The sequence below is a fragment of the Paenibacillus thermotolerans genome (assembly GCF_028745515.1).
Taxonomy (GTDB): Bacteria; Bacillota; Bacilli; order Paenibacillales; family YIM-B00363; genus Paenibacillus_AE; species Paenibacillus_AE thermotolerans.
Genome location: NZ_JAQZSG010000010.1, coordinates 22,369 through 45,806 on the forward strand (window position 1 = coordinate 22,369; position 23,438 = coordinate 45,806).

16 protein-coding genes are annotated in these 23,438 nt (G+C 58.9%); all 16 read left to right on the plus strand.

What is annotated here, in order from left to right; genetic code table 11:
* The first annotated feature begins 557 nt into the window (after window positions 1–557).
* Window positions 558–4,109, plus strand: a complete 3,552-nt coding sequence (gene addB, locus PT964_RS10225; protein WP_274363249.1) for a helicase-exonuclease AddAB subunit AddB — start codon at window positions 558–560, stop codon at window positions 4,107–4,109.
* Window positions 4,106–7,987: a helicase-exonuclease AddAB subunit AddA gene (addA, locus tag PT964_RS10230; protein WP_274363250.1), complete on the plus strand. Its 3,882-nt coding sequence runs from the start codon at window positions 4,106–4,108 to the stop codon at window positions 7,985–7,987. The genes addB and addA overlap by 4 nt, the downstream gene beginning before the upstream one ends.
* Before the next feature lie 125 nt (window positions 7,988–8,112).
* A complete protein-coding gene (locus PT964_RS10235; RefSeq protein WP_274363251.1) occupies window positions 8,113–9,294 on the plus strand; it encodes an exonuclease SbcCD subunit D in 1,182 nt (393 codons plus the stop codon).
* Window positions 9,291–12,752 (plus strand): AAA family ATPase, encoded by a 3,462-nt coding sequence (locus tag PT964_RS10240; protein ID WP_274363252.1) that lies wholly within the window; start codon window positions 9,291–9,293, stop codon window positions 12,750–12,752. The genes PT964_RS10235 and PT964_RS10240 overlap by 4 nt, the downstream gene beginning before the upstream one ends.
* Before the next feature lie 82 nt (window positions 12,753–12,834).
* Complete coding sequence (locus PT964_RS10245) at window positions 12,835–13,284, plus strand: hypothetical protein (protein ID WP_274363253.1); 450 nt, start codon at window positions 12,835–12,837, stop codon at window positions 13,282–13,284.
* A gap of 163 nt (window positions 13,285–13,447) precedes the next feature.
* Entirely contained in the window at window positions 13,448–13,789 is a 342-nt protein-coding gene (locus PT964_RS10250) for a histidine triad nucleotide-binding protein (protein ID WP_274363254.1), read from the plus strand.
* A gap of 98 nt (window positions 13,790–13,887) precedes the next feature.
* Window positions 13,888–14,061, plus strand: a complete 174-nt coding sequence (gene rpsU, locus PT964_RS10255) for a 30S ribosomal protein S21 (RefSeq protein WP_138196048.1) — start codon at window positions 13,888–13,890, stop codon at window positions 14,059–14,061.
* Between the two features lie 17 nt (window positions 14,062–14,078).
* Window positions 14,079–14,522, plus strand: coding sequence for a GatB/YqeY domain-containing protein (locus PT964_RS10260; protein WP_274363255.1), 444 nt, complete (start codon window positions 14,079–14,081; stop codon window positions 14,520–14,522).
* A gap of 494 nt (window positions 14,523–15,016) precedes the next feature.
* Window positions 15,017–16,444, plus strand: coding sequence for an NfeD family protein (locus PT964_RS10265; RefSeq protein WP_274363256.1), 1,428 nt, complete (start codon window positions 15,017–15,019; stop codon window positions 16,442–16,444).
* Between the two features lie 33 nt (window positions 16,445–16,477).
* The gene (gene floA, locus PT964_RS10270) at window positions 16,478–17,461 is read left to right on the plus strand and encodes a flotillin-like protein FloA (RefSeq protein WP_274363257.1); all 984 of its coding nucleotides are present in this window, start codon (window positions 16,478–16,480) and stop codon (window positions 17,459–17,461) included.
* Between the two features lie 165 nt (window positions 17,462–17,626).
* A complete protein-coding gene (locus PT964_RS10275) occupies window positions 17,627–17,956 on the plus strand; it encodes a hypothetical protein (protein WP_274363258.1) in 330 nt (109 codons plus the stop codon).
* A 149-nt stretch (window positions 17,957–18,105) separates the two neighbouring features.
* Window positions 18,106–18,381, plus strand: a complete 276-nt coding sequence (yqfC, locus tag PT964_RS10280) for a sporulation protein YqfC (protein ID WP_274363259.1) — start codon at window positions 18,106–18,108, stop codon at window positions 18,379–18,381.
* 22 nt (window positions 18,382–18,403) lie between these two features.
* Window positions 18,404–19,618, plus strand: coding sequence for a sporulation protein YqfD (gene yqfD, locus PT964_RS10285; RefSeq protein ID WP_274363260.1), 1,215 nt, complete (start codon window positions 18,404–18,406; stop codon window positions 19,616–19,618).
* Between the two features lie 61 nt (window positions 19,619–19,679).
* The gene (locus tag PT964_RS10290; RefSeq protein ID WP_274363381.1) at window positions 19,680–20,648 is read left to right on the plus strand and encodes a PhoH family protein; all 969 of its coding nucleotides are present in this window, start codon (window positions 19,680–19,682) and stop codon (window positions 20,646–20,648) included.
* A gap of 24 nt (window positions 20,649–20,672) precedes the next feature.
* On the plus strand, window positions 20,673–22,970 hold the full coding sequence (locus tag PT964_RS10295) for an HD family phosphohydrolase (protein ID WP_274363261.1): 2,298 nt from the start codon (window positions 20,673–20,675) through the stop codon (window positions 22,968–22,970).
* Window positions 22,967–23,434 (plus strand): rRNA maturation RNase YbeY, encoded by a 468-nt coding sequence (gene ybeY / locus PT964_RS10300; RefSeq protein ID WP_274363262.1) that lies wholly within the window; start codon window positions 22,967–22,969, stop codon window positions 23,432–23,434. The genes PT964_RS10295 and ybeY overlap by 4 nt, the downstream gene beginning before the upstream one ends.
* Window positions 23,435–23,438: the final 4 nt, after the last annotated feature.

A 23,438-nucleotide genomic window follows, 5' to 3' on the forward strand; every position in this document is an offset into this window, starting at 1 on the left:
AATGCTGAGGTATTGTCGAGTTCGTGACAAGGATATCACCGAGCTTTGCCGAGCCGTTCCGATTATGGTTTTTTTCCTTTGGTGGAAGTCGTTTTGGCAATGTCGTGTTCAAAACCTGTCGTCGCCGCTGCCGATTATAAACACACTTTTTCCATGATTGCTCAAACCGGCGTAATTTCGGCGAAATTATGGAAAACGGACAACATGCTGTAAACACTCTTTTGCCAAAACGGTTCTCGGAGGGAGAACAGGCACCCTACATGGAGTTCGGAGCAGCCGCCTCTTATCTAGCAACCTAAGTCTCATAATCCGTTAAAGGAAGCAAGACTAACTTCGCACGACTTCCCGGCAATGGTTGGAACCTCCTCTCCCAGCCTTCATTGCGAACAAGCGTTCTTTCCAAATATGGGGCAAGAAGGTATAATGAAGACAACGGCCGCTGCCGGAAAAAACTGAACGTTGCGACGGGACGACAGCGGTGATAAGTTGGAAAAAACGATGCAGTAAGATCGATGAGCGGAAAAAGCGAACATTTTTGATATAAAGAGGGGTTGCAAGTGGCGATTCGATGGATGATAGGGGAAGCGGGCACAGGGAAAAGCCGCCGCTGCTTCGAGGAGATCGGGGCCGAGCTGAAGGCGTCCCCGGACGGGCCTCCGCTCGTATTGCTTGTGCCGGAGCAGATGACGCAAGCCGCCGACCGGATGTTCGCCTCCGAGGTAGGGGGAACGGTGCGGGCGCAAAGCTTCAGCTTCCGGCGGCTGGCCTTTCGCGTCATGCAGGAAGTCGGTGGCGCGGCACGCATACATATTGACGATACGGGCAAGAAGATGCTTCTGTACAAAATCGCGCGCAAGCGCCAAGGCGAGCTTCGCGCGTTCCGCCGAATCAACGGAGGGCAAGGCTGGATCGACGCGGCGGCGGAATGGTTCGCGGAGTGCAAGCGGTACCGGGTCGACGCGAAGGCGCTGGCCGAAATGGCGAACGGAGAGAACGGGCGAATTTCCGGCATGTTGAAGGACAAGCTGTCCGACCTTTCTCTGTTATTCTCGGACATGGAGACGGAGCTGGCCGGAAAATACATAGATTCCGAGGATTACTTGTCTTTGCTGGCCGAAAGCATTCCGCATTCGGCTTATATTCGCGGCGCTCGCATTTGGGTGGACGGCTTTCACGGCTTTACGCCTTCCGAGCTGAACGTGCTCCGCCAATTGTTCCGCTGCGCGGCCGGCGTCACCGTTACGCTGTGCGCCGACCGCGATTTTGAGCTGCCGGAGCAGCCGGACGAGCTTCATTTGTTCCACCCGACAGCCACCACGCTCTTGCAGCTGAAGCAGCTTGCGGAGGAAGAAGGGGTCAAGAAGCAAGAGACGATCGTCCTCTCCGGCGAAAGCGGCATGCACCGGCATGCGGGCAATCCGTCGCTTCTCGAATTGACAACCGCGTACGTGGCCAGACAGACGGGGACGAAATACGTTGCGAACGAATCGGCTATGGATCCGAATCGCGACGCCTCCGCCGTCACGATTTGCGAAGCGGCGAATCCGCGTGCGGAAGCTGAGGCGGCCGCCCGGGAGATGGTCAGGCTTGCCGCCGAGCACGGGTATAGATGGCGGGAGATGGCGGTGTTCGTTCGCAACTGGGAAGGCTATGCCGACGTGCTGGCGTCGGTGTTCGACGAATACGAAATACCTTACTTTCTGGACCAGAAGCGCACAGTTCTTCATCATCCGCTCACCGAGCTCGTTCGATCCGCCCTTGAGGTGGTGCAGAGCCGGTGGAGCTATGATGCGGTTTTCAGATGCGTGAAGACGGATTTGCTGCTGCCGAAGGGCTCGTTCGGCACGTTCGAGGCGGCCCGTTATGCGATGGACAAGCTGGAAAATTACGTGCTCGAATACGGCATCCACGGCTCGCGCTGGGCGGATTCTTCCCGCTGGAAGGTGCTGCACAGAGTGTCGCTGGAGGACGAGGAGGGCGAACTGCCGGAAGAGGAGCAGGACCGCCTTCGCCTCTTGGCAGAGGAGGAGCGCATCCACCGCAGCCGGACGCTGGTCGCCGCGCCGCTCAAACGGCTTGAAGAGCGATTATCCAAAGCGGCTTCCGTCAAGGATCAGGCGGAGGCGCTTTATTTGCTGCTTGAGGAGACGGGAGCCGCGGACAAGCTCCAGGCATGGCGGGAGGAAGCGGAGCGAAACGGGCTGCCGGAGCAGGCGAGGGAACATGACCAAATATGGGACCGGCTGGTGGATACGCTCGATCAGCTGGTGGAGCTCGTCGGGGACGAGCCTGCGGATTTGGAGCTGTTTATCGGCATGATCGGCGCCGGACTCGAAAGCATCCGTATGGGGCTTGTACCGCCGGCGCTGGACGGCGTGCTCGTCGGCAACGTGGACCGGACGAGGACGTTCGGCGTGAAGCGGCTGTTTTTGCTCGGCGTGAACGACGGCGTCATGCCGATGCGCCCGAAGGAAAGCAGCGTCGTCACCGAAGCGGAGCGCGAAACGCTGCTGGATCAAGGCCTTCGGATTGCGCCGGATGCGCGGAGGCGCCTGCTGGACGAGCGGTTTTTGTTTTATTGCGCGATCGCCCTGCCCTCCGACGGACTGTGGGCGAGCTACTCCCTGTCAGACCCTGAGGGGAAATCGCTGCTGCCGTCGGAATATATCAAGCTCCTTAAGAAGCTTTCGCCGTATATTGCGTTTCGTTTTGCTGCGGGAGAGCCTCCTTCGGGCCTGTCCGACGAGGAGGCGGCGTTGCTGCTTACGGGTCCGCGCCGCGCGGTTTCCGATCTGCTGCCGCAGCTGCGCAGGTGGAGGCGGGGAGAGTCGATCTCCGGCGTCTGGTGGGCGGTGTACAACTGGCTGACCGAGCACCGCGTGTGGCAAGAACGGCTGCGGAGCTTGACGCCGTCGTTGTTTTACACGAACCGGGGCGAACGTTTGTCGGAAGAAACGGCGCGGGAGCTGTACGGCGCCACGCTGCGTTCCAGCGTTTCGCGGCTCGAGCGGTTTGCGGCGTGCCCGTTCTCCCACTTCGCAACGTACGGACTGCGCCTGAAGGAACGTCGTATGTACAGACTGGAAGCCCCCGACATCGGTCAGCTGTATCACGCTTCGCTCAGCCTTTTGGCAAAGAAGCTGCAGGAGGAAGGGATGACGTGGTCGGATTTGTCGCCGGAGGAATGCATCGAGCGCGCGGGCGCGATCGTGGATGCCTTGGCGCCGAGACTGACGGGGGAAATATTGCTCAGCTCGAACCGGCACCGGTACATTACGGGAAAGCTGAAGAGCATCGTCGGAAAAACGGCGGCCGCGCTCAGGGAGCAAGACCGTCGGAGCGGCTTCAGGCAAAAGGCTTCGGAGCTCTCGTTCGGACCGGACGGCGCCATTCCCCCTATTGTGTTTGCGCTTCCGAACGGCGTAACGATGGAGCTGTCCGGACGCATCGACCGCATCGACGCCGCGGAGGGCGAACAAGGGCTGCTCGTCCGCATTATCGACTATAAATCCCGAAGCCTTCGGTTGAAGCTGTCAGACGTGTATTACGGACTGTCTTTGCAGCTGCTTGCGTATTTGGATGCCGTCGCAACGCATTCGAAGGAGCTGCTGGGCTCGCCGGCGGCTCCCGCGGGGGCGCTCTATTTCCACGTTCATCGTCCCGTCCTAACGACGCTGAACGGCATGGAGCAGGCGCAGGCGGAGTTTGAGCAGTTCCGAAAGTTCAAGATGAAGGGGCTGCTGCTGGACGACCCGTCCGCCGTTCAAATGATGGATACGAAGCTGGATAAAGGCCATTCGCCCGTCGTGCCGCTGGAATTGAAAACGGACGGCAGCCTGGCCAAGCGTTCCTCCGCGGCGGATGCGCAGCATTGGCACATTCTTCGCAAATTCGTAAGAAACAAAATGACGGAGCTCGGCACGATGGTCAGCGAAGGCGTCGTGGAAGCTTCGCCGTACAAGCGCGGGACGGACACGGCTTGCGCATTCTGCAAGCTGAAGCCGGTTTGCGGCTTCGATCCGGAGCTGGAGGGCAACGATTACCGCAATCTTCAACCGCTATCGGAGGATGACGTTTGGGAGCGGATGGAAGGGGAGGTGGAGTCATGACAAAATCGGTCAACACGCATGCGGCGATCCCGAAACCCGCGGAATCGACATGGACGGACGAGCAGTGGAGAGCGATTACGGAACGAGGAAGCCATCTGCTCGTCGCCGCGGCGGCCGGATCCGGGAAAACCGCCGTTCTGGTCGAACGGATTATCCGGACGGTGTCCGACGAGCAGAGCCCGACCGACATCGACCGGCTGCTCGTCGTTACGTTCACGAACGCAGCCGCGGCGGAGATGAGACATCGTTTGCGGGATGCGCTGGAGAAGGCGTTAGCGCAAAATCCGGCCTCCCGGCATATTCGAAAGCAGCTTGCGCTTGTCGGGCGGGCGTCGATTACGACGCTTCACTCGTTTTGTTTGGAGGTAGTTCGGCGCTACGCGCACTTGACGGAGCTTGATCCGTCCTTCCGCATCGCGAACGAGACGGAGGCCGCGCTGCTGCGCCAAGAGGCGCTTGAAGCGACATTCGAGGAGGCTTATGGCGAGAGCGAGCATAACGACGCCTTCCGGCAGCTGTCCGAACGGTTCGGCGGCGAGCGGGGAGATGAGGCGTTATATCGGCTTACGGAGCGCCTTTTCGATTTTTCGCGAAGCCATCCGTTTCCCGAAGAGTGGCTGAAGCAATCCGCCGCGGCGTTTCGCGTCCCGGAAGGCTTGCCTTCTAAGCATCCGTGGCTGGCGAGCCTGGAGAAGGACGTGCGCCTAGAGCTGGAAGGCATCATCGCGACATTGCGCAGAGCGCGGGAGCTTTCTCTTCGTCCCGGCGGCCCGGAGGCGTATGCGGATAATCTTGCGCAGGATGCCGACGGAGTGGAGAAGCTGCTTTTCGCGCTGTCGTCCGGAGGCTGGAACGCGCTGCAGCAAGCTTCTCATAACGGCGCGGATGCGGCGGCCTTCGGCCGGCTGAAGCCGCAGAAGGGCGATGTGGACGCCGTGCTGCTGGAGCGGGTGAAGGCGCTTCGGCAGGACGCCAAGAAGCGGCTTTCGGCCGTAAAAGACCAGCTGCTGGCCAGATCGGTAGAGGATTATGCGGCGGAGCTGAACGAGCTCGCGCCTTTGATGGAGGAGCTCGTGCGGCTGACGCTGCGCTTCGGCGACGCATACCGGGAGCGCAAGGCGGCCAAAGGTCTCGTCGATTTCACCGATCTCGAGCACGCATGCCTGCAAATCGTCCGGGACGCTGCTTCAACACCCGAGCGGCTGGTTCCGACGGCGGCGGCGCTGGCGTACCGCGAGCAGTTCGATGAAGTGTACGTCGACGAGTATCAAGACACGAACGCGGTGCAGGAGACGATTCTCCGCCTCGTGTCGCGCGGCGATACACCGGAGGACGAGAGATCGGGCAACCGGTTCATGGTCGGGGACGTAAAGCAGAGCATATATCGGTTTCGACTTGCGGAACCGGGCTTGTTCTTACATAAGTACAAGACGTACGGCAGCGAATTGTCGGACGCGGAAGCGGCGGCACAAGGCGTTAGGATCGATTTGGCGCGCAATTTCCGCAGCCGCTTGGAAGTGGTGGATGCGGTGAACTTTTTGTTCCGCCAAACGATGCACGAAGCGGCCGCGGAGCTTGACTACGACGAGCGGGCGGAGCTGATTTGCGGCGCGGTTTACCCTGAAGGGGACGGCATTCACGATTTGTCCGCCGATCTCGTGCTGCTCGACCGTAATCCGCGGACGGGAGAAGCGGACGATGCGCCGGTCGAGGCTTCTTCGTCCGATGATGATGAGCTTGACGCTGAGGACGACGGAGGCGATTGGAGTACGGCGGAGGCCGAGGCGCGGGCGATCGGGCAGATGATTACCCGTCTGACGGGCGGGACGGGAATGCCTGCGATGAAGGTATACGACAAGGCGGCAGGCGGCATGCGGGACGTTACGTACCGCGATATGGTCATTTTGCTGAGGGCGGATAAAGCTTGGTCGCCGTCGATCATCGAAGGCCTGCGCGGCTACGGCATCCCCGCCTACGCGGAGCTGGGCGGCGGATATTTCGAGGCGCCTGAGGTCGAAACGGTCGTTTCCGTTCTCCAAACGATCGACAATCCGCTGCAGGACATTCCGCTCGCCGCGGCGCTGCGTTCGCCGATGTTCGGTTTTACCGCGGAGGAGCTGGGGCGGCTGCGGGTGCTCGGCGGCAGGGGCGGCGCTTTATATGATGCCGTAGGCGCCGTTGCGACGCTGGATCATCCGCCGGATGAAGCAGCGAAGGTGCTGAAGGACAAAGCGTCCCAATTTTTGACCGTGCTGGAGCCGTGGAGAACGGCGGCGCGTCAAGGCACGCTGGCGGACCTCATTTTGCGCATTTACCGGGAAACCGGCTACTCCGACTTTGTCGGAGGACTGCCCGGCGGCGCGCAGCGGCAGGCAAACCTGCGGGCGCTGTATGATCGGGCGCGGCAATACGAAGCCACCAGCTTCCGCGGCTTGTTCCGGTTTTTGCGGTTTATCGAGCGGCTTCGCGATTCGGGCGCCGATTTGGGAGCCGCCCGCGCGCTGAGCGAGACGGAGAACGTCGTTCGCATCATGTCGATTCACAAGAGCAAAGGCTTGGAATTTCCCGTCGTATTCGTGGCGGGACTCGGCAAGCAGTTTAACCGCGGGGATGAACGGGAGCCGTTCCTGATTCATAAAGAGCTCGGCTTCGGGCCGAGATTCGTCGATCCGGAGCTTTCCGTCGCCTATCCGACGCTGCCGCAGCTGGCGATTCGACGGCGGCTGAGAGCGGAGGCGCTGGCGGAAGAGATGCGGGTGCTGTACGTTGCGCTGACCCGCGCCAAAGAAAAGCTGATTTTGGTCGGGTCCGCCAAAGGACTCGGCCGTCAGATGGAAGGATGGGGAGCGGCGGCAGCCGAGGAAGGGCGTCTTCTTCCCGCCTATGCCGTCGCCAGAGCGTCATGCTATCTCGATTGGATTATGCCCGCGCTGCTGCGCCACCCCGCATCCGAGGAGCTCAGGGATGCGTACGGCATTTCGGTGGAAGGCTCGCTCATCAGGGACGGGTCGAAATTTCGTCTGGCCGCACTTACGACCGATTCGCTCGCCGAAGCGGCGGCAACCCGCGAAGCGGCGGCGCCGTGGATCGACGAAGCGATCCGCCAAGGCAAATCGGTGCCCGAGGAATGGACGGCGCTGGATACTTTGGTTGCGAGAAAGCTCGGCTGGCGTTACGAATTTCCGGCGGCTTCGGCTCTGTACGCCAAAACGTCCGTCACGGAGTGGAAGCGCAGGCTGCAGGAGGAAGACGACGCATTTGAATTCGGAGGAGAGAAGCCGAAGAAAGGGTTTGCCGAGCCGATGAAGCGCCCCCGGTTCCTGGAGAGCAAGGGACTTACGCCGGTGGAGCGCGGGGTCGCCTACCACGCCGTAATGCAGCATTTGCCGCTTCGGGAAGGGCTGACGGCGGCTGAGATCGAGGAGTATACGGCGGGCTTGGTGCTGCGTGAGCTGCTGACCGAGGAGCAGAGAGCTGCGGTCGATTCGGAAGCGGTATACCGGTTTATGCAGACCGAGCCGGGCATGCGGCTGCTTCGCTCGAAGCGGGTGCTGCGCGAGCTTCCGTTCAGCGTAGGCTTGCCCGCATCTGCCGTGTACGGGCGAGAAGCCGGCGGCGCGGCGCTTGACTCCGCAACCGCTTCGGAGCTCGTGCTGGTGCAAGGCGTGATCGACTGCTTGTTTGAAGAGGAAGACGGCGGCTTCGTGCTCATCGATTATAAAACCGACCGCGTGCGCGGCGAGCGGACGGACGAGCTGGAAAGCCGTTACCGTCTGCAGCTGCAGGTGTACTCGGAAGCGGTTCGAATTGCGCTCGGCAAGACGGTCACCGCCAAATATTTATATTTCTTCGACGGCAGCACCGTGTTGAAGCTGTAACGGAAGTGTTGTTAAGAAAATATTGAGACAGGAAGTTAGGCAGCGGGTCATTTTGGAACGGGAAGTTTTATTTCGGAAAGATGTTGGAGTTTGTAACGGGATTAGGGAAGGCAGGGGAAAACGTTTTGCGAATACTGCATACTGCGGATTGGCATTTCGGGCGGCAGCTGGAAGGCAGAAGCCGATGGGACGAACATGAGGCGTTCGTGGAGGAATTGGTGCGCATGGCGGACGAAACCGCCGTCGACGCTGTGCTTATTGCGGGCGACGTCTATGATTCGGTGAATCCGCCCGCCGACGCGGAGACGCTGTTTTACGAGGCGCTGACAAGGCTGTCGAACGGCGGTTCGCGGCCGGTGCTGGCGATCGCGGGCAACCACGATCATCCCGACCGGCTGTCCGCCTCGGGACCCCTTGCTCGGCGGCACGGCATCACGCTGACCGGCTTGCCGACGACGGCGGCAATCGAGTTTGGCGTGAGCCGGACCGGAGAGAAGGCGGTCGTGTATGCGCTGCCGTATCCGTCGGAGTCGCGGCTGAAGGAGCTGCTGTCCGCCGAAACGGACGAGGAAACGCTGCAGCGGGCGTACTCGGATCGGATCGGCGAGCTGGTGGCGGCGGCGACGGCGGACAAATTTACGAGCGGTACGGTCAATTTGATCATGAGCCATCTGTACGCGCTGGGCGGTGCCGAATCGGAGTCGGAGCGGCCGATTCAAGTCGGTGGCGCCTACACGGTCCATCCGTCGGCTTTTGGGGCCGCTGCGCAATATGTGGCGCTCGGTCATCTTCACCGGCCGCAGTTTGTCGGCAGCGGAAACGGGCCGATGATCCGGTACTCGGGATCCCCGCTCGCCTTCTCATTCTCGGAAGCAGGCCAAGCGAAATCGGTGTCGATCGTCGACCTGTCACCGGGGGAGGGCGCGAAGCTTGAGGAGATTCCGCTCTCTTCCGGGAAGCCGCTCGTGAGATGGAAGGCGACGGAGGGCATCGCCCAAGTTCACCGCTGGCTGGAGGAAGGGAAGGACGCGCGCGCTTGGATCGATTTGGAGCTGCATTTGACGGAGGCGCTGACGATGGATGAAATTCAGTCGTTGCGCCGGTCCCGCGAAGGACTTGTGCTCATTCGCCCCGTATTTGCGCTGCAGCAGGAGGCGGCCGCGCTCCGGACGGAGGCGGGCTTGCCGATCGACGAGCTGTTCCGGCGGTTTTACGCGAGGCAGACGGGCGGCGCCGAGCCGGGGGACGAGCTGGTTAAGCTGTTTCTGGAGCTGGTCCGCGAGGAAGAGGAGGCGGAGAGCGTATGAAACCGGTAAGCTTATCGATTTCGGGGTTGCAAAGCTACCGCGAGGAGCAGCGCATCGATTTCGCGGCCTTATGCGAAGCCGGGGTATTCGGAATATTCGGGCCGACCGGTAGCGGGAAGTCGACGATTCTCGACGCGATCACGCTGGCGATGTACGGAACGGTGGAGCGCGCGGGCAACAGCATTCAAGGGATTATGAACGCGCTGGAGGATACGCTGGCCGTCGCCTTTGAATTTGAGCTTGCGGAAGGCTCGGACCGAAAGCGGTACAAGGTCGAGCGTACATACCGAAGAAAGCCGGACGGAAACGTGGAGCAGCGGCTTAGCCGCCTGTCGACGCAGGAAAACGGGGAACCTGTCGTACTGGCGGACAAGTCGGGGGACGTCACCTCGCAGGTGGAGCGGCTGATCGGCTTGTCGATGACGGACTTTACCCGGGCGGTCGTGCTGCCGCAGGGGAAATTTTCCGAGTTTTTAGGCCTGAAGGGACGAGAACGAAGAGAGATGCTGCAGCGGTTGTTTCGGCTCGAGCGGTACGGTGACGAGCTGGCTGCGCGTCTTGCGGGCAGACGCAACCGCGCCGATACGCGGATGCGGGAAGTCGCCGCCGAGCTTCAAGGCATCGGTGACGCGTCGCCGGAGCAGGTCGAGGCGGCTGAGCGCGAGCTGTCGGCTGCCGTCAAGGCGGAGGCGGTCTGCTTGGAGCGTCTGAGCGCCGCGGAGACGAAGCATACGGAGCTGGCGCGGCTTTGGGAGTGGCAGCAGGAAGCGCGGATGTTGGAGAGCGATCGCGCGGCTTTGGAGGCCCGCGGGAATGAGATCGCGGGCATGGAGGCGGCTTTGGCCGCCGCCGCAGCCGCGGAACGGCTGCATCCGCTATGGTCGGAGCTCCGGGAGTCGGCGGAGCGGACGGAGCGCTTGGCGGCGGAGCTTCGCCGCATCGAGGCGCAGCGCACGGAAGCGGAGCGGAAGGAAGCCGAAGCGCGGGAGGCGCATCGGACGGCGGAGCGCGCGTTGTCCGAGGGCGAAGCGCCGGCGCTGGTGCGGCTCGAGCAGCTGCGGCAGGCGATGGAGCTTTCCGCGCAGGCGAAAGCCGGCGAGCAATCCGCCGCAGTGTGGTCGGCGACGAAGGAACGTGCGCTTGCCGAGCGGCAAGCTTGCGCGGATGCGCTGGCGAAGAAGACGGCTTTGCGTGCGAAAGGGGCCGACAAGCAAGCGGAGCTCAAGAAGGAGCTTGCAGCGGGCGATGTGTCGGCAGAGGAGCGCAAGCTGCTGTCCGCCGCCCAATCGGCGCGGACCGTATGGCTTGCGGCCGTCAAAGCGGAGAATGCCGCGAAGGCGGAAGCGGACAAGTATGGCCGTACCTTCGCGGAGCGCGAAACGGCGGTTCGCGCGCTTGAAGGCGAGGCGGCCGGGGCTGCCGCCCGAATGAAGCCATTGCATGGGACGTTATGCGCACTTTCCGGAGGACTGGACGAAGCGCTGCGTCTTCTTACATCTTGGGAAGCGCAGCTGCCGGACTACATTGCGGCAGCAAGCGCGGCGCTTGCAGGCGACGAGCGCCGCCGGTGGGCGCAGACGCTGGCGGCGGAGCTGCAGCCGGGAGACCGCTGTCCGGTTTGCGGCTCCGAGCATCGCTCCGGGGCGGTCGATTTTACAGCCGAAGAAGGCGACGCGGCGGAAGACGGGCGGCATGCACATCAGTCGGAGCTGCAATCGCTGGAGAAGCTGCTTGCCGAAGTGCGGCAGCTATCGCACCGCATTCGCCGGGAGTCCGTTTCCGCGGAATCCGCGCTTGAGCGGCTGTCGGCGGCGCTGGCTGAGGCACGGGGCGACTCGGGCGGCGAAGAGCTGCGCGCGATCGGGAATGAAGCTGCCGCAGCACGATCCGCAGCCGATGCACCTAGCGGTTCGGGAGCGGCTGCGCTTTGGGAGCGCTACGAGGCGCTTCGTCGCGGCGTAGAACAGGCGGCGGCGCAGCTTCCGACGCTCGCGAGAGATAGCGCTGCGGCGCTGCAGGCATGGGAAGGCTGCAAAGGCCGCCTTCGCGACGCTGCCGCGGCGCTTGCCGCCGAGCGCGGCGTGCTTGCTTCGGCTGCCGCGAAGGCGGAAGCGGCCGCTTCGGAAGCGGCGGAAGCGCAAGCCGCGTGGGAACGCGATTTTCCGGGGCTGACGCCGGAAACGCTGGAGGAGCGCGTTCGAGAGCTTGAACGGCGGGATGAGGCCGCAGGCGAGCTGCGCGAGCGGATTGCCAAGAGCGAAGAGTTTTTGGCGACGATTGCGCTGGAGCTTGAAGCGCTGCAGCTCGAGCTCGCCGAGAAGGAGAAGGCGCTGGCTCACGCCGAAGCGCAAGAAGCGGCCGAGCGCAAGACGCTCTCGCAGGTTAAGGAAGCGCTGAAGCGCTTGCTCGACGGCGGCGGAGACGCCGCCGCTCAAGCTCAGGCGCTGCAAGGCAAGCTCGACGGCTGGAGGAGCGCCGAACGGGCCGCGAGAGCCGCCGCAGAAGAGGCCCGCCTCGCGCTGGAGGAGGCGAGCCGTGCGCTGGCGGCTGCCACGGAAGCGCTGAAAGGCGCGCAGGAGCGGCTCCAATCGGCCCAAAGCCGCTGGGAGGAGGCGCTTCGGGAAAGCCCGTTCGCTACGGACGAGGAAATGCTATCGCAAAGATTGTCCCCCGATCGGCGAAGCGCGATGGAGGAGGAGACGTCGCGGTACAGGGAAACGGCAACGAGAATCTCCGCCCGGCTTGAGGCCGTGCTGGCCCGCTTGGGAGGCAAAGCGATCAGCGAGGAAGAATGGCGGGTAAGCGCGGAGGCGCTGCAGGCCGTTAAGGTTGAACGGGAAGCGGCGCTGGCGCTGAGAGCGAAGGCGGAGCGGCGGGCCGAACAGCTCAGAGAAAAGCACGAGCAATGGATGAAGCTGACGAAGGAGCACGAACGGCTTGCGACGGTGATGGGGCAGCTGACGAAGCTCCAAACGGTGTTCCGCGGCAACGCGTTCGTCGAGTTTCTTGCGGAGGAGCAGCTTTACGGCGTAACCCGCGCCGCTTCCGAGCGGCTCGGTCAGCTGACGAGGGGGCGCTATGCCATCGAAGTGGATTCCGGCGGCGGATTCGTCATCCGGGACGATGCGAACGGCGGGACCAAGCGGCCCGTCTCAACGCTATCCGGCGGCGAGACGTTCCTTACGTCCCTTAGCTTGGCGCTGGCGCTTTCCGCGCAAATTCAGCTCGGCGGCAAGTATCCGCTTGAGTTTTTCTTCCTCGACGAAGGCTTCGGAACGCTGGATCAGGAGCTGCTTGACAATGTCGTGTCGGCGCTGGAGCGGCTTCACGTCGAGCGTTTGGCGGTCGGGGTCATTTCGCACGTTCCCGAGCTGCAGGCGCGCTTGCCGCGAAAGCTGCTCGTTACACCGGCACAGCCGTTCGGGTCCGGTTCCCGCGTCCGAATGGAGTCGCTGTAGCATTTGTGAACTTGACCTCCACGATTTTTTGTAGCCGATTGCCCATAGGTGAATATCATGTCACCATGGGAGGTGTTCGATTGTGGAACGTAATGAAGCTCTGGAACTCATTAATCAACATGTGAACAAATACGTGCTCGTCCAGTTGAACGACGGATCGAGCATTGACGGTATTATCGCCGAATCGGACGGCGACAACGTATATTTGGCCGTGCCGATGACGGAAGCGCGCGCATTAACCGGTGTAGGCTTAGGTGGGTTAGGCTTGCCGATTCCCGGGCTGTATCCCGGTTATCCGGGTTATTACCCTCCCTACGGGGGCTACGGGGGTTACGGGGGTTACCCGCACTTCGGCGGTTACCCGGGATATCCGGGATATTTCCCCCCTTATGGAGGATACCCGGTATACGGCGGATATCCGGGCTATTCGGGCTTCGGGCATTATCACCACGGTCCGCACCGAGGCAGCTTCGAGCGTTTGCCGCTGCCTTTGGCGGCGATTTGCTCCGTTTCGCCGATCCCGTATTATTAATTCGGCTGTGGCGGCCTCGCGTTCTTAAGAGCGCGAGGCGGTTGCCAAGCGGATTTCGTTGCTTTGCATGCCTGACTGGGTCGTGTGCAGGGAAATGTTGGACGAGCGTAACATTTTTCGGTACTATTAGAGGAAAGGAATTCGTAACGGAGGAGTTAAATCCATGGATTGCATCTTTTGTAAAATTATCGAGGGCACGATTCCGTCCAAAAAAGTGCTGGAAACGGACAGCGTACTGGCGTTTCACGATATTAGCCCGGCGGCGCCCGTCCATGTACTGATCATTCCCAAGAAGCATATCCCGACGATGAACGACGTGAAGCCGGAGGATTTGAGTCTGATCGGTGAAATTCACCAAGCAGCGCAGCAAATCGCGGATCAGCTGGGAGTCAAAGAAAGCGGATACCGATTACTTAACAATTGCGGTCCGGACAGCGGACAAGTCGTGTTCCATCTGCATTATCATCTGCTCGGGGGAGAGAAGCTCGGAGCTCTCAACAAGTAATTAAAACTCTTAAGTTGACACTCCCTTTCCGTTTCACATATAATATTGTCTGATATACCATGTTTCTTGGAGTGAATGTTCGGAGGGAGGGAAAACAGGTGTCCGAAACTAAAGTTCGCAAAAACGAGACGATCGACGCTGCTCTTCGCCGCTTCAAGAGATCTATCTCCAAAGACGGCGTTTTAGCAGAAGTTAAGAAACGTAGACATTACGAAAAGCCGAGCGTAAAGCGCAAGAAAAAGTCTGAAGCTGCCCGCAAACGGAAATTCTAGGAGGTAAGTCCATACCGATGAACTTGAGCGAGCGATTGAACGAAGATATGAAGCAAGCGATGAAAAGCGGTGATAAATTCGCCCTCGGAGTCATACGCATGATTCGTTCATCGATCAAGAACGTGGAAATTGATCAGCGCAGGACGTTGAATGACGATGAAGTCATGGATATCCTGAACCGCGAGATCAAGCAAAGAAGAGACGCCCTCCAAGAGTTCGAGAAAGCCGGCCGAGACGATCTTGCAGAGAATGCGAAAGCCGAAGTTGAAGTTATACAGCGTTACATGCCTCAACCGCTTACCGAACAAGAACTTCAAAGCATCGTCGCTGAGACGATTCAGGAAGTAGGCGCATCCTCCAAGGCCGACATGGGGAAAGTGATGAGCGCATTAATGCCGAAAGTGAAAGGCCGTGCGGACGGACGACTCGTCAACGAGACCGTTCAGCGGTTGTTATCCTAACAGAAAACAAGACGCTCTCGATTCAGTTCGGGGGCGTTTTTTGCTGTGGCGCGATTCCTTGCTTCTCTGGCGGTAGACATATATGAGTAATGAGTTAGTACCAAGTTTATACGAAAAGCTATTCCTGGTTCCTGGTGATGTTTGTAATGACATGAGAGTTTATGCTGCAAAGTTGGCAGGTGCGTGGGTGAACGGCGGTGTTAGCAACAAATTTGGGCGAACCGTTGCTCTCTGCAGCACCGCTTGACCGACCGCCTCGAACGGAACTGAATTCCGCTCGGCGGGTACGTGGGTAAGAGGCAGGGCCAGTAACATTGATGTGTTAGTTCGAAACTTTTGCTGCATAAAAACTTAATTTCACCCCAAGTTTGAGGCTCATTTCCTACGTTGAAACCGGTATTTCTCCGCCATAGTTACAAATAATTGAAACAATCGATATAATTAAGCGTATAACCACTTATAGCTTCAAGAACGGAGGGATGCGCTGACTAGCTATGAAACCGATTCGATTGGCTTTGAGGGGATTAAGTATTATCGGAATCGCGATCACATTCATGACAGCGGCGATCGGTTTCGCCGGAATCGGGGGAAGCCCGGAAACGGCCCATGGGGCAGAGGCTGATACGACCACGACAAAGTCCGGACCCGGCCAACGCGCCGTCGTCATCCCCGTGGACCAGACGATTGAAAGCGGGCTGCAAAGCTTTATGGAAAGAGCGTTCTCCGAGGCGGAAAAGCAAGGCGCCAAAACCGTAATCCTCGAAATCGATACGTTCGGTGGGCGGGTGGACGCAGCGGTAGAGATCGGAGAGCTCATTCGAAAATCGGACATGGAAACGATCGCTTACGTAGAGGGCAAGGCGATCTCGGCGGGAAGCTACATCGCGCTGAACGCGGATCGCATTTACATGCGGGAAGGCAGCACGATCGGCGACGCCGCTGTTGTGACGGTGTCCGGGGAGCGCGTAACCGACTCGAAAATCGTGTCCATGTGGGTCGGCCAAATGGTTTCCGCCGCGCAAGCGACGGGCCGGAACGACAAGATCGCGGAAGGTATGGTGGACGAAAGCAAAGTGGTCGACATGCCGGAGATCGGCAAAACGAAGAAGGCCGGACAGCTCATTACGTTAACCGCCAACGAGGCAGTCAAGGTAGGGTACGCCGAGCGGGTCGTCGGTTCGCTTGAAGAGCTGATCGAGCAAATCGGATCCCCCGACTATGAGCGGATCGACCAAACACCCGCCGAACAGGTCGCCCGCTTCCTCACCAATCCGGTCGTCACTACGATCCTGTTTATTCTAGGCATTGCCGGATTGCTTATCGAGCTCCTCGTACCCGGGTTCGGCATCCCGGGAATTATTGGCATTTGCTCGTTCGCACTGTATTTCTTTGGAAACTATGTCGCGGGGTTTGCGGGGGTGGAGCATTTGGCCTTGTTTATCGCCGGGGTTGTACTGCTGCTGCTTGAGCTTTTTATCCCGAGCTTCGGCATACTGGGGATTTTGGGCATCGTATCGCTTATAAGCGGAGTCGTTATGGCAGCCTATGACACGGGTCATGCGCTAAGCTCCCTGGGCGTTGCCGTGTTGGTCGCAGGAGTCGTTGTCGCCGTATTCGTTAGGTTTTTCAAGCACAAGGGTGTATGGAACCGGTTTATCCTGAAGGACCAGCTTCGTACGGACGAGGGCTATATTTCGCACACGCCGAAGGGATCCTTGCTCGGTAAAGCGGGCACGGCGCTGACACCGCTCCGGCCATCGGGAACCGCAGAAATCGGCGGGGAGCGAGTCGACGTCGTAACGCTCGGGGATTGGATACCGGCAGGCGCTCCGATCGAGGTCGTCCAAATCGAAGGCATCCGCGTCGTCGTAAAACAAGCGAAGCCCGAGCGGTCAAACGACAGTAACCGTCCGCCGCAATAAATACCAATTTCGTTAAAAGAAAGGTTGTTGTACATGGTTAATATTACCGTATACTTGCTCATAGCCGTCGCGTTAATCGCGCTGGTCGTATTTTTCAGCTTTTTCCCGATTATGCTGTGGATATCCGCGCTCGCTTCGGGCGTGCGCGTCGGCATCATAACGCTGGTGGCGATGAGGCTCCGCCGCGTCATCCCGAGCCGGATCGTCAATCCGATGATCAAGGCGACCAAGGCCGGCCTAGGCTTGTCCGTCAATCAGCTGGAAAGCCACTATTTAGCCGGCGGCAACGTGGATCGCGTCGTGAACGCGCTGATTGCCGCGGAGCGGGCCAATATCGAGCTCGCGTTCGAGCGCGCGGCCGCCATCGATCTTGCAGGCCGTGACGTGCTGCAGGCGGTTCAGATGAGCGTCAACCCGAAGGTCATCGAGACGCCGCTCGTATCCGCAGTAGCTAGAGACGGCATTGAAGTAAAGGTCAAGGCGAGGGTAACCGTTCGCGCCAATATCGAGCGTTTGGTCGGCGGCGCGGGTGAAGAAACGATTTTGGCGCGTGTCGGCGAGGGCATCGTTACGACGGTCGGCAGCTCCAACACGCATAAAGACGTATTGGAAAATCCGGACTTGATTTCCCGCACGGTGCTGGATAAAGGGCTTGATGCCGGCACGGCATTTGAAATTTTGTCGATCGATATCGCGGATGTGGACGTCGGCAAAAATATCGGCGCCCATCTCCAGACGGAGCAAGCGGAAGCGGACAAGCGCATCGCCCAGGCGAAGGCGGAGGAGCGCCGCGCAATGGCTGTGGCGCAAGAGCAAGAAATGAAAGCGAGAGTGGAAGAGATGCGCGCCAAGGTGGTCGAAGCGGAATCGCAGGTGCCTCTCGCAATGTCCGAAGCGCTTCGCAGCGGCAAGCTCGGCGTCATGGATTATATGAACTTGCAAAATATCGGCGCGGACACGCAAATGCGCGAATCGTTCGGCCGTTCCACAGGCATCGATCCGACGGACAAGAAGTAATTCCTTACTTGAAGCATGAAGCGCTACGAAACGAGGTGAGCGGCGCTGCAAATCATCGATTTTTTGATTAACAATATTTTCTTCGTTATCTTTTTGTTCGGCCTATTGTCGGTCCTATTCCGGAAAATGAAGGGCGAACCGCAAAACAACAGGCGTCCGGGCGGCATGCCGCCGTTTGGGGAAGGCCCGAGGCAGGACCAAATGCCGAGAAGAAGACCTGCGCAGCGGCCTTATGGAGAACCGGCGGAGATCGAAGACCGCGAGCTCCGTCGTCCGGCGGAGCGGCAAGAACAGCCGAGCATCGAGACGCCGCATCGGCCGACAACGCCGGCAGCGCCGGCTGCCACGGCATCCTCCTCTGCCCGCGCCCAGTCGAAGCAAGATGTACCGGCCGCTGCCGGCCAAGGAAACCTTCATCCCGCGGTTCAAGGCATGATGTGGGCGGAAGTGTTCGGACCGCCTCGCGCCAAACGGCCGTACCGCGGCAAAAAATAAACGATATCGAAGCAAATACACGCAAGCAAGACCGTCAACGTGCAAACCGGCACGCGGACGGTCTTTTTTTGCGCTTCAGGGACCCATCATAATTGACGCCGGGTAGGCATATTTTGTTAAGAGCACTAGGAGGGAGGCCGGGTACATCGATGCGCCGCTTTACTCGAAAATTTACGAAATGGACTGCCGACATGCTCGACCTGCCGCAGGACGTCATCTTCGATTTGCCCCGCGTTACGATGATCGGAAACATGCAATTATACGTGGAAAATCACCGCGGCGTGCTTCATTTTACGGAAGAATATTTAAAGCTCGCACTGACGCAGGGCAGTATGGAAATTTACGGAAAAAACTTGTCCATCCGCGCGATCCTTCCGGAAGAGATGTTTATCGAAGGAACGATACAGCAAGTGAAATATATGTAATGACAGTAAGGAGGAACGGCTTATGAATACGCACCTCGTCTCATACTTGAGGGGATACGTGAAGATCGCCGTCGTCGGAGAACCGTTCGAACCGTTCATCAACCGTTTGATCGAACGAAGCTATCAGGTTTGGGATGTGCGCCGCACGGACAAAGCGAGAGCGGAAATGTACGTTTCGCTGTCCGATTTTTTTCGTTTGAAGCCGCATTTGAAGCAGACAGGCCTTCGTATTCGCGTGCTGGAAAGAGGAGGGCTCCCTTTTTTTCTCGGCAAACTGGACAGGCGTAAATGGTTCGTGGCGGGGGCGGCGGCATTTTTGATCGGATTGTATTTGCTTTCCTCCGTCGTGTGGAGCGTCGAGGTGACCGGCAGCGAACGGATCCCCGACGAGCAAATATTGAAGGCGGCGCGGGCCGAAGGCTTGCATCCGCTCCAATGGAAGTGGAAGCTGCAGGATCCGAGCGTGTTGTCCGCCAAGCTGGCTCAGGCCATTCCGAACGTCTCTTGGGTCGGTATTGACATGCAGGGAACGACCGTCCGCATTCAAGTTGTGGAGGCGGTCATACCGAAGAAGCGTCCCGCTCGAAACCCGCGCCACCTGGTCGCCGCCTCCGACGGAGTCATTACGCGCATTCTGGCCGAGAGCGGAGTGCCGAAGGTGAGCGTAAACACCCGAGTGCGCAGAGGGGACATATTGATCTCCGGCATACTCGGCGACGAAAATAACCGGAAGGTGGTCGTGGCGGACGGCGAGGTGAAAGGACTGGTCTGGTACGAATATACGATTCGCTCGCCGCTCGTGCGCAAGCATATGGTGTTAACGGGTGAGGAGCAGACCAAATCGTATCTTGTGCTGGGCAACCGCGCGCTGCAAATTACCGGCTACGGCCAGAAACCGTACGAGCACCATAAATTGACGGACGAGCGGAGCCGGGTGCAGTGGCAGGCATGGTCGCTGCCGATCGGCTGGCTGAAGGAAAATTACCAGGAAGCGCGATTGGTGGAGGAGACGGTGTCGAAGGCGGAAGCGCGGGATGCGGGCCTAAGAAACGCCAGAGCGGACTTGATCGGGAAAACGGGCGGGAAATCGGTCATTAAGGATGAAAAAATTTTGCAAGAGAGTGTCGACAATGGTAAAGTGGTGTTGAAAGTATTGTTCGAAATCGAGGTTGATATGGCGGTGGAACGACCGATTTTCGAAAGCGAGCTGAATCCGCCGGAAACGAAGTCGCCCTGACAAAAAACCTCGATCCGAGATGCACCACCATGAACAGCTTGAGGAGTGAATGTGGCATTTGATCGAACGCGATGCAGCCTCTACCGCAAAATTCCCGCTGCGCAACGCAGCAGAAGGACTTGCTCTATTCGGACCCCAGGACGCTTTCCTGCATCTGATTGAACGAAATACGGAAGCGGACGTGTTTTCGCGGGAAGCGGAAATCGTCGTCCAAGGAAGCGAAGCCGAAGTGGAGCGTCTCAGCCAATTGTTCGAAGTGCTGCTTGCGTTAATACGCGGCGGCTATTCTCTTTCCGAACGCGACGTGCAATATGCGATCGAGCTGGCCCGCAATTTGCAAGCCGACCAATTGCTTGATTTGTTTAAAGGCGAGATAACAACCACATATAAAGGAAAACCGATCAAGGTCAAGACGATCGGACAAAAGCATTACATTTCGACGATTCGTAAGAAAGACATCGTGTTCGGCATCGGGCCTGCCGGGACCGGCAAGACGTATTTGGCCGTCGTCATGGCGATTTCGGCGCTGAAGGACGGAAAGGTGAAGCGGATCGTGCTTACGCGGCCGGCCGTGGAAGCGGGGGAAAGCCTCGGCTTTTTGCCCGGGGATTTGCAGGAGAAGGTCGATCCGTACCTGCGCCCGCTGTACGATGCGCTGAACGACGTGCTGGGCCCGGATCAAGTGGCGAAATCGCTGGAACGGGGCTTGATCGAGGTCGCTCCCCTTGCCTATATGCGAGGCCGGACGCTCGACGATTCGTTCATTATTTTGGACGAGGCGCAGAACACGACCCCCGAACAAATGAAGATGTTTCTCACTCGCCTCGGCTTCGGCTCCAAGATGGTCATCACGGGCGACGTGACGCAAATCGATTTGCCGCGCGGCAAGTCGTCAGGACTTGTCGAAGCCGAGCGCATCTTGAGTCGAGTGGAAGAGATCGGCTTTATCTACTTTGCCGAAGCGGACGTCGTCCGCCATTCCTTAGTGCAGAAAATCATCCAGGCGTACAACAGCGATAAGGAAAACTAAAAGCAGTAGGAGGCCCGACGCTCTATGACGTCTAAAGAAGTTCGCATACGCGGAAAACACCGCTATCAAGTCACCGGTTGGAGATATAGCACGGGTGTAAGGGCAGCGCTTTTGCTGTCGTTCGCCCTTATTTTTTATTTTTCCATCGCAGGCGATCTGATTAAACCGACCTATGACGTTGAAGTAGGAACGGAAAGCCGCGAAACGATTCTAGCGCCGGAGCGGCTTGAGGACAAGATCGCTACCGAAGTGGCGAAGGAAACGGCCTCCAAGCGGGTGCAGCCGGTCAGCACTATCGTCCCGATGAAAAATACGGAGCTGGTGGAGCGGCTGTTCGACGAGATCGAGAAAATCAATGCGGAGCAAAGCTTGACGGCCGAAGAAAAGGCGAGCATATACCGCAACAAATTGCCGGACGTATTTAATCAATATTACGAAGAATACGCACGCCGCCTGCAAAATACCGACTCGTACAATGAAACGCTGATCGCGGAAATGAAGAAAAGGCTTGCCGAGCAGCAGTACAGGTTCCCCGAAGAGGATTTGTTCAAGCTGCCGAAGGTGAAGGCCTCCCAGCTTCCGGAGATGGAGCAGGCGGTCATCGATATCGTGAACCGGCTGATGAGCGATCCCGTCAGCGATGCCTCTACGATTCGAGTGAAGGTGCCCGAGCTTGTGAACGCATCTTCCGTAGACAGCAGCTTTGCGCGGGGGCTTGTGCAGGAGCTCGTCCGCTTTGTGCTGACGCCGAACCGGTTTTACGACGCCAAGGCGACGGAAGACGCAAGAGAGAAGGCGGTCCGCGAAACCGAAACGATTTATATCGAAGAAGGACAGCCGATCGTCGAGAAAGGGCAGAAAATAACGGAAGAAATTTACGCGAAGCTCGAGGCTGCCAATCTGATTCAAAATCGTGACAACAATTTGCTGCCGCGCATCGGGCTCATCATCATGGTGCTGCTGTTCACGGGAGCAATTTACGCCTTCGTATCCAGCAGCCGCATGAGCATCAAGAGCGACAACCGTCCGCTGCTGATGCTGCTGCTTATCTTCGCGATTAACGCCGTGGCGATGAAAACCGTCGCCATCGGTCAAGGGATCGATCCGTCCATCGCTTATTTGGCGCCGATTGCCATGGGCACGATGCTGATCGCGGTGCTTCTCGATGACCAGCTCGCTCTTATTTCATCCGTTATATTCGGCATATTGTCGAGCATTATATTTAATACGAATCCGGATATCCTGTTCGATTTTGAATACGGATTTGCCGCAACGGTCGTCGGCTTTGTGTCGATGTTCGCCGTGCGCAAGGCAAGCCGGAGAGCGTCGATATTGCGGGCGGGCTTATCGGTTTCGATTTTTTCCGCTCTTACGGTCGGAATGCTCTCGCTCATTTCCGAATCCGGAAGCGCCGAGTATCAGGATATGCTGCTGGCGATCGCCTACGCTTTCACGGGCGGCCTGCTTACCGCCGTATTCGTCATCGGCTTGATGCCGTTCTTTGAGGTGACCTTCGGCATCCTCTCGCCGCTGAAGCTGGTGGAGCTGTCGAATCCGAATCATCCGCTGTTGCGCAAGCTGCTGACGGAAGCGCCGGGAACGTATCACCACAGCGTGATGGTGGGCAATCTCGCCGAAGCGGCGGCGGAGGCGGTCGGAGCGGACGGCTTGCTGTGCCGGGTCGGATCGTTCTATCACGACATCGGCAAGACGCGCAGGCCCGGCTACTTTATCGAAAATCAGATGAACCGGGAAAATCCGCACGATACGCTCGAGCCGAGCGTCAGCAAGGCGATTATCGTCGCCCATGCGAAGGACGGCGTCGATATGCTCGCGGACGCGAAAATTCCGAAGCCGATCCGCGACATCGCCGAGCAGCATCACGGCACAACGCTGTTGAAATATTTTTATTTCAAAGCGCTGAAGCAGCTGGAGGAGAAGCAGGCGGCCGCAAACAGCGAAAGCATCGGGGACAAAGAGACGGCGGTTGCGGCTGAAACGATTCAAGAAGCGGATTTCCGCTATCCGGGTCCGAAGGCGCAAACGAAGGAAGCCGCCATCGTCGGCATCGCCGATTGCGTAGAGGCTGCCGTACGCAGCATGCGCAACCCGACCGTAGAGCAAATTGACGGGATGGTCCGCAAAATTATTAAAGACCGCCTGGACGACCAGCAGTTCCATGAGTGCGACATGACGCTGAAGGAGCTGGATACGATCGCGAAGAGCATGAAGGAAACGCTGCTCGGCATTTTCCACTCCCGTATCGAATATCCGGACAACCCTACGGCGGCGAAAGAGAAGGAGGACCGCAAAACCTCATGAGTTTACGGCTCGATATGATGAATGAACAGGATGCCGTTTCGCTTCCGGACGGAATTGAGGAGACGCTGCACCGGCTTTTGCGGCTGGCCGGCGAGTCGGAAGGGGTCGAAGCCGGCGAGGTGGCTTTGACGTTCGTGAACGACGAAGAAATCCGGGAGCTGAACAAACAATATCGCGGCTTGGACAAGTCTACCGACGTATTGTCGTTCTCCATGTGGGAAGGCGAGGAATTGGCCGAGGCGCCTGAGCTGTCCGACGATCCGATCGGGGATATCGTCATATCCGCGGAAACGGCGAAGCGCCAAAGTGAAGAGTACGGCCATTCTTTGGAGCGGGAAATCGGCTTTTTGTTCGTGCACGGGTTTTTGCATCTGATCGGCTACGATCATCAGGACGAAGCTTCTGAGAAGGAAATGATCGGGAAGCAGGAACGGGTGCTGCAGCAAGCGGGATTAACCCGATGATACG

Excerpts from the sequence above, each read along its gene's own strand:
- addA (WP_274363250.1), top strand. The coding sequence starts at position 4,106 with ATGACAAAATCGGTCAACACGCATGCGGCGATCCCGAAACCCGCGGAA.
- PT964_RS10240 (WP_274363252.1), top strand. The coding sequence starts at position 9,291 with ATGAAACCGGTAAGCTTATCGATTTCGGGGTTGCAAAGCTACCGCGAG.
- PT964_RS10250 (WP_274363254.1), top strand. The coding sequence starts at position 13,448 with ATGGATTGCATCTTTTGTAAAATTATCGAGGGCACGATTCCGTCCAAA.
- PT964_RS10260 (WP_274363255.1), top strand. The coding sequence starts at position 14,079 with ATGAACTTGAGCGAGCGATTGAACGAAGATATGAAGCAAGCGATGAAA.
- PT964_RS10265 (WP_274363256.1), top strand. The coding sequence starts at position 15,017 with ATGAAACCGATTCGATTGGCTTTGAGGGGATTAAGTATTATCGGAATC.
- floA (WP_274363257.1), top strand. The coding sequence starts at position 16,478 with ATGGTTAATATTACCGTATACTTGCTCATAGCCGTCGCGTTAATCGCG.
- PT964_RS10275 (WP_274363258.1), top strand. The coding sequence starts at position 17,627 with ATGCCGCCGTTTGGGGAAGGCCCGAGGCAGGACCAAATGCCGAGAAGA.
- yqfC (WP_274363259.1), top strand. The coding sequence starts at position 18,106 with ATGCGCCGCTTTACTCGAAAATTTACGAAATGGACTGCCGACATGCTC.
- yqfD (WP_274363260.1), top strand. The coding sequence starts at position 18,404 with ATGAATACGCACCTCGTCTCATACTTGAGGGGATACGTGAAGATCGCC.
- PT964_RS10295 (WP_274363261.1), top strand. The coding sequence starts at position 20,673 with ATGACGTCTAAAGAAGTTCGCATACGCGGAAAACACCGCTATCAAGTC.
- ybeY (WP_274363262.1), top strand. The coding sequence starts at position 22,967 with ATGAGTTTACGGCTCGATATGATGAATGAACAGGATGCCGTTTCGCTT.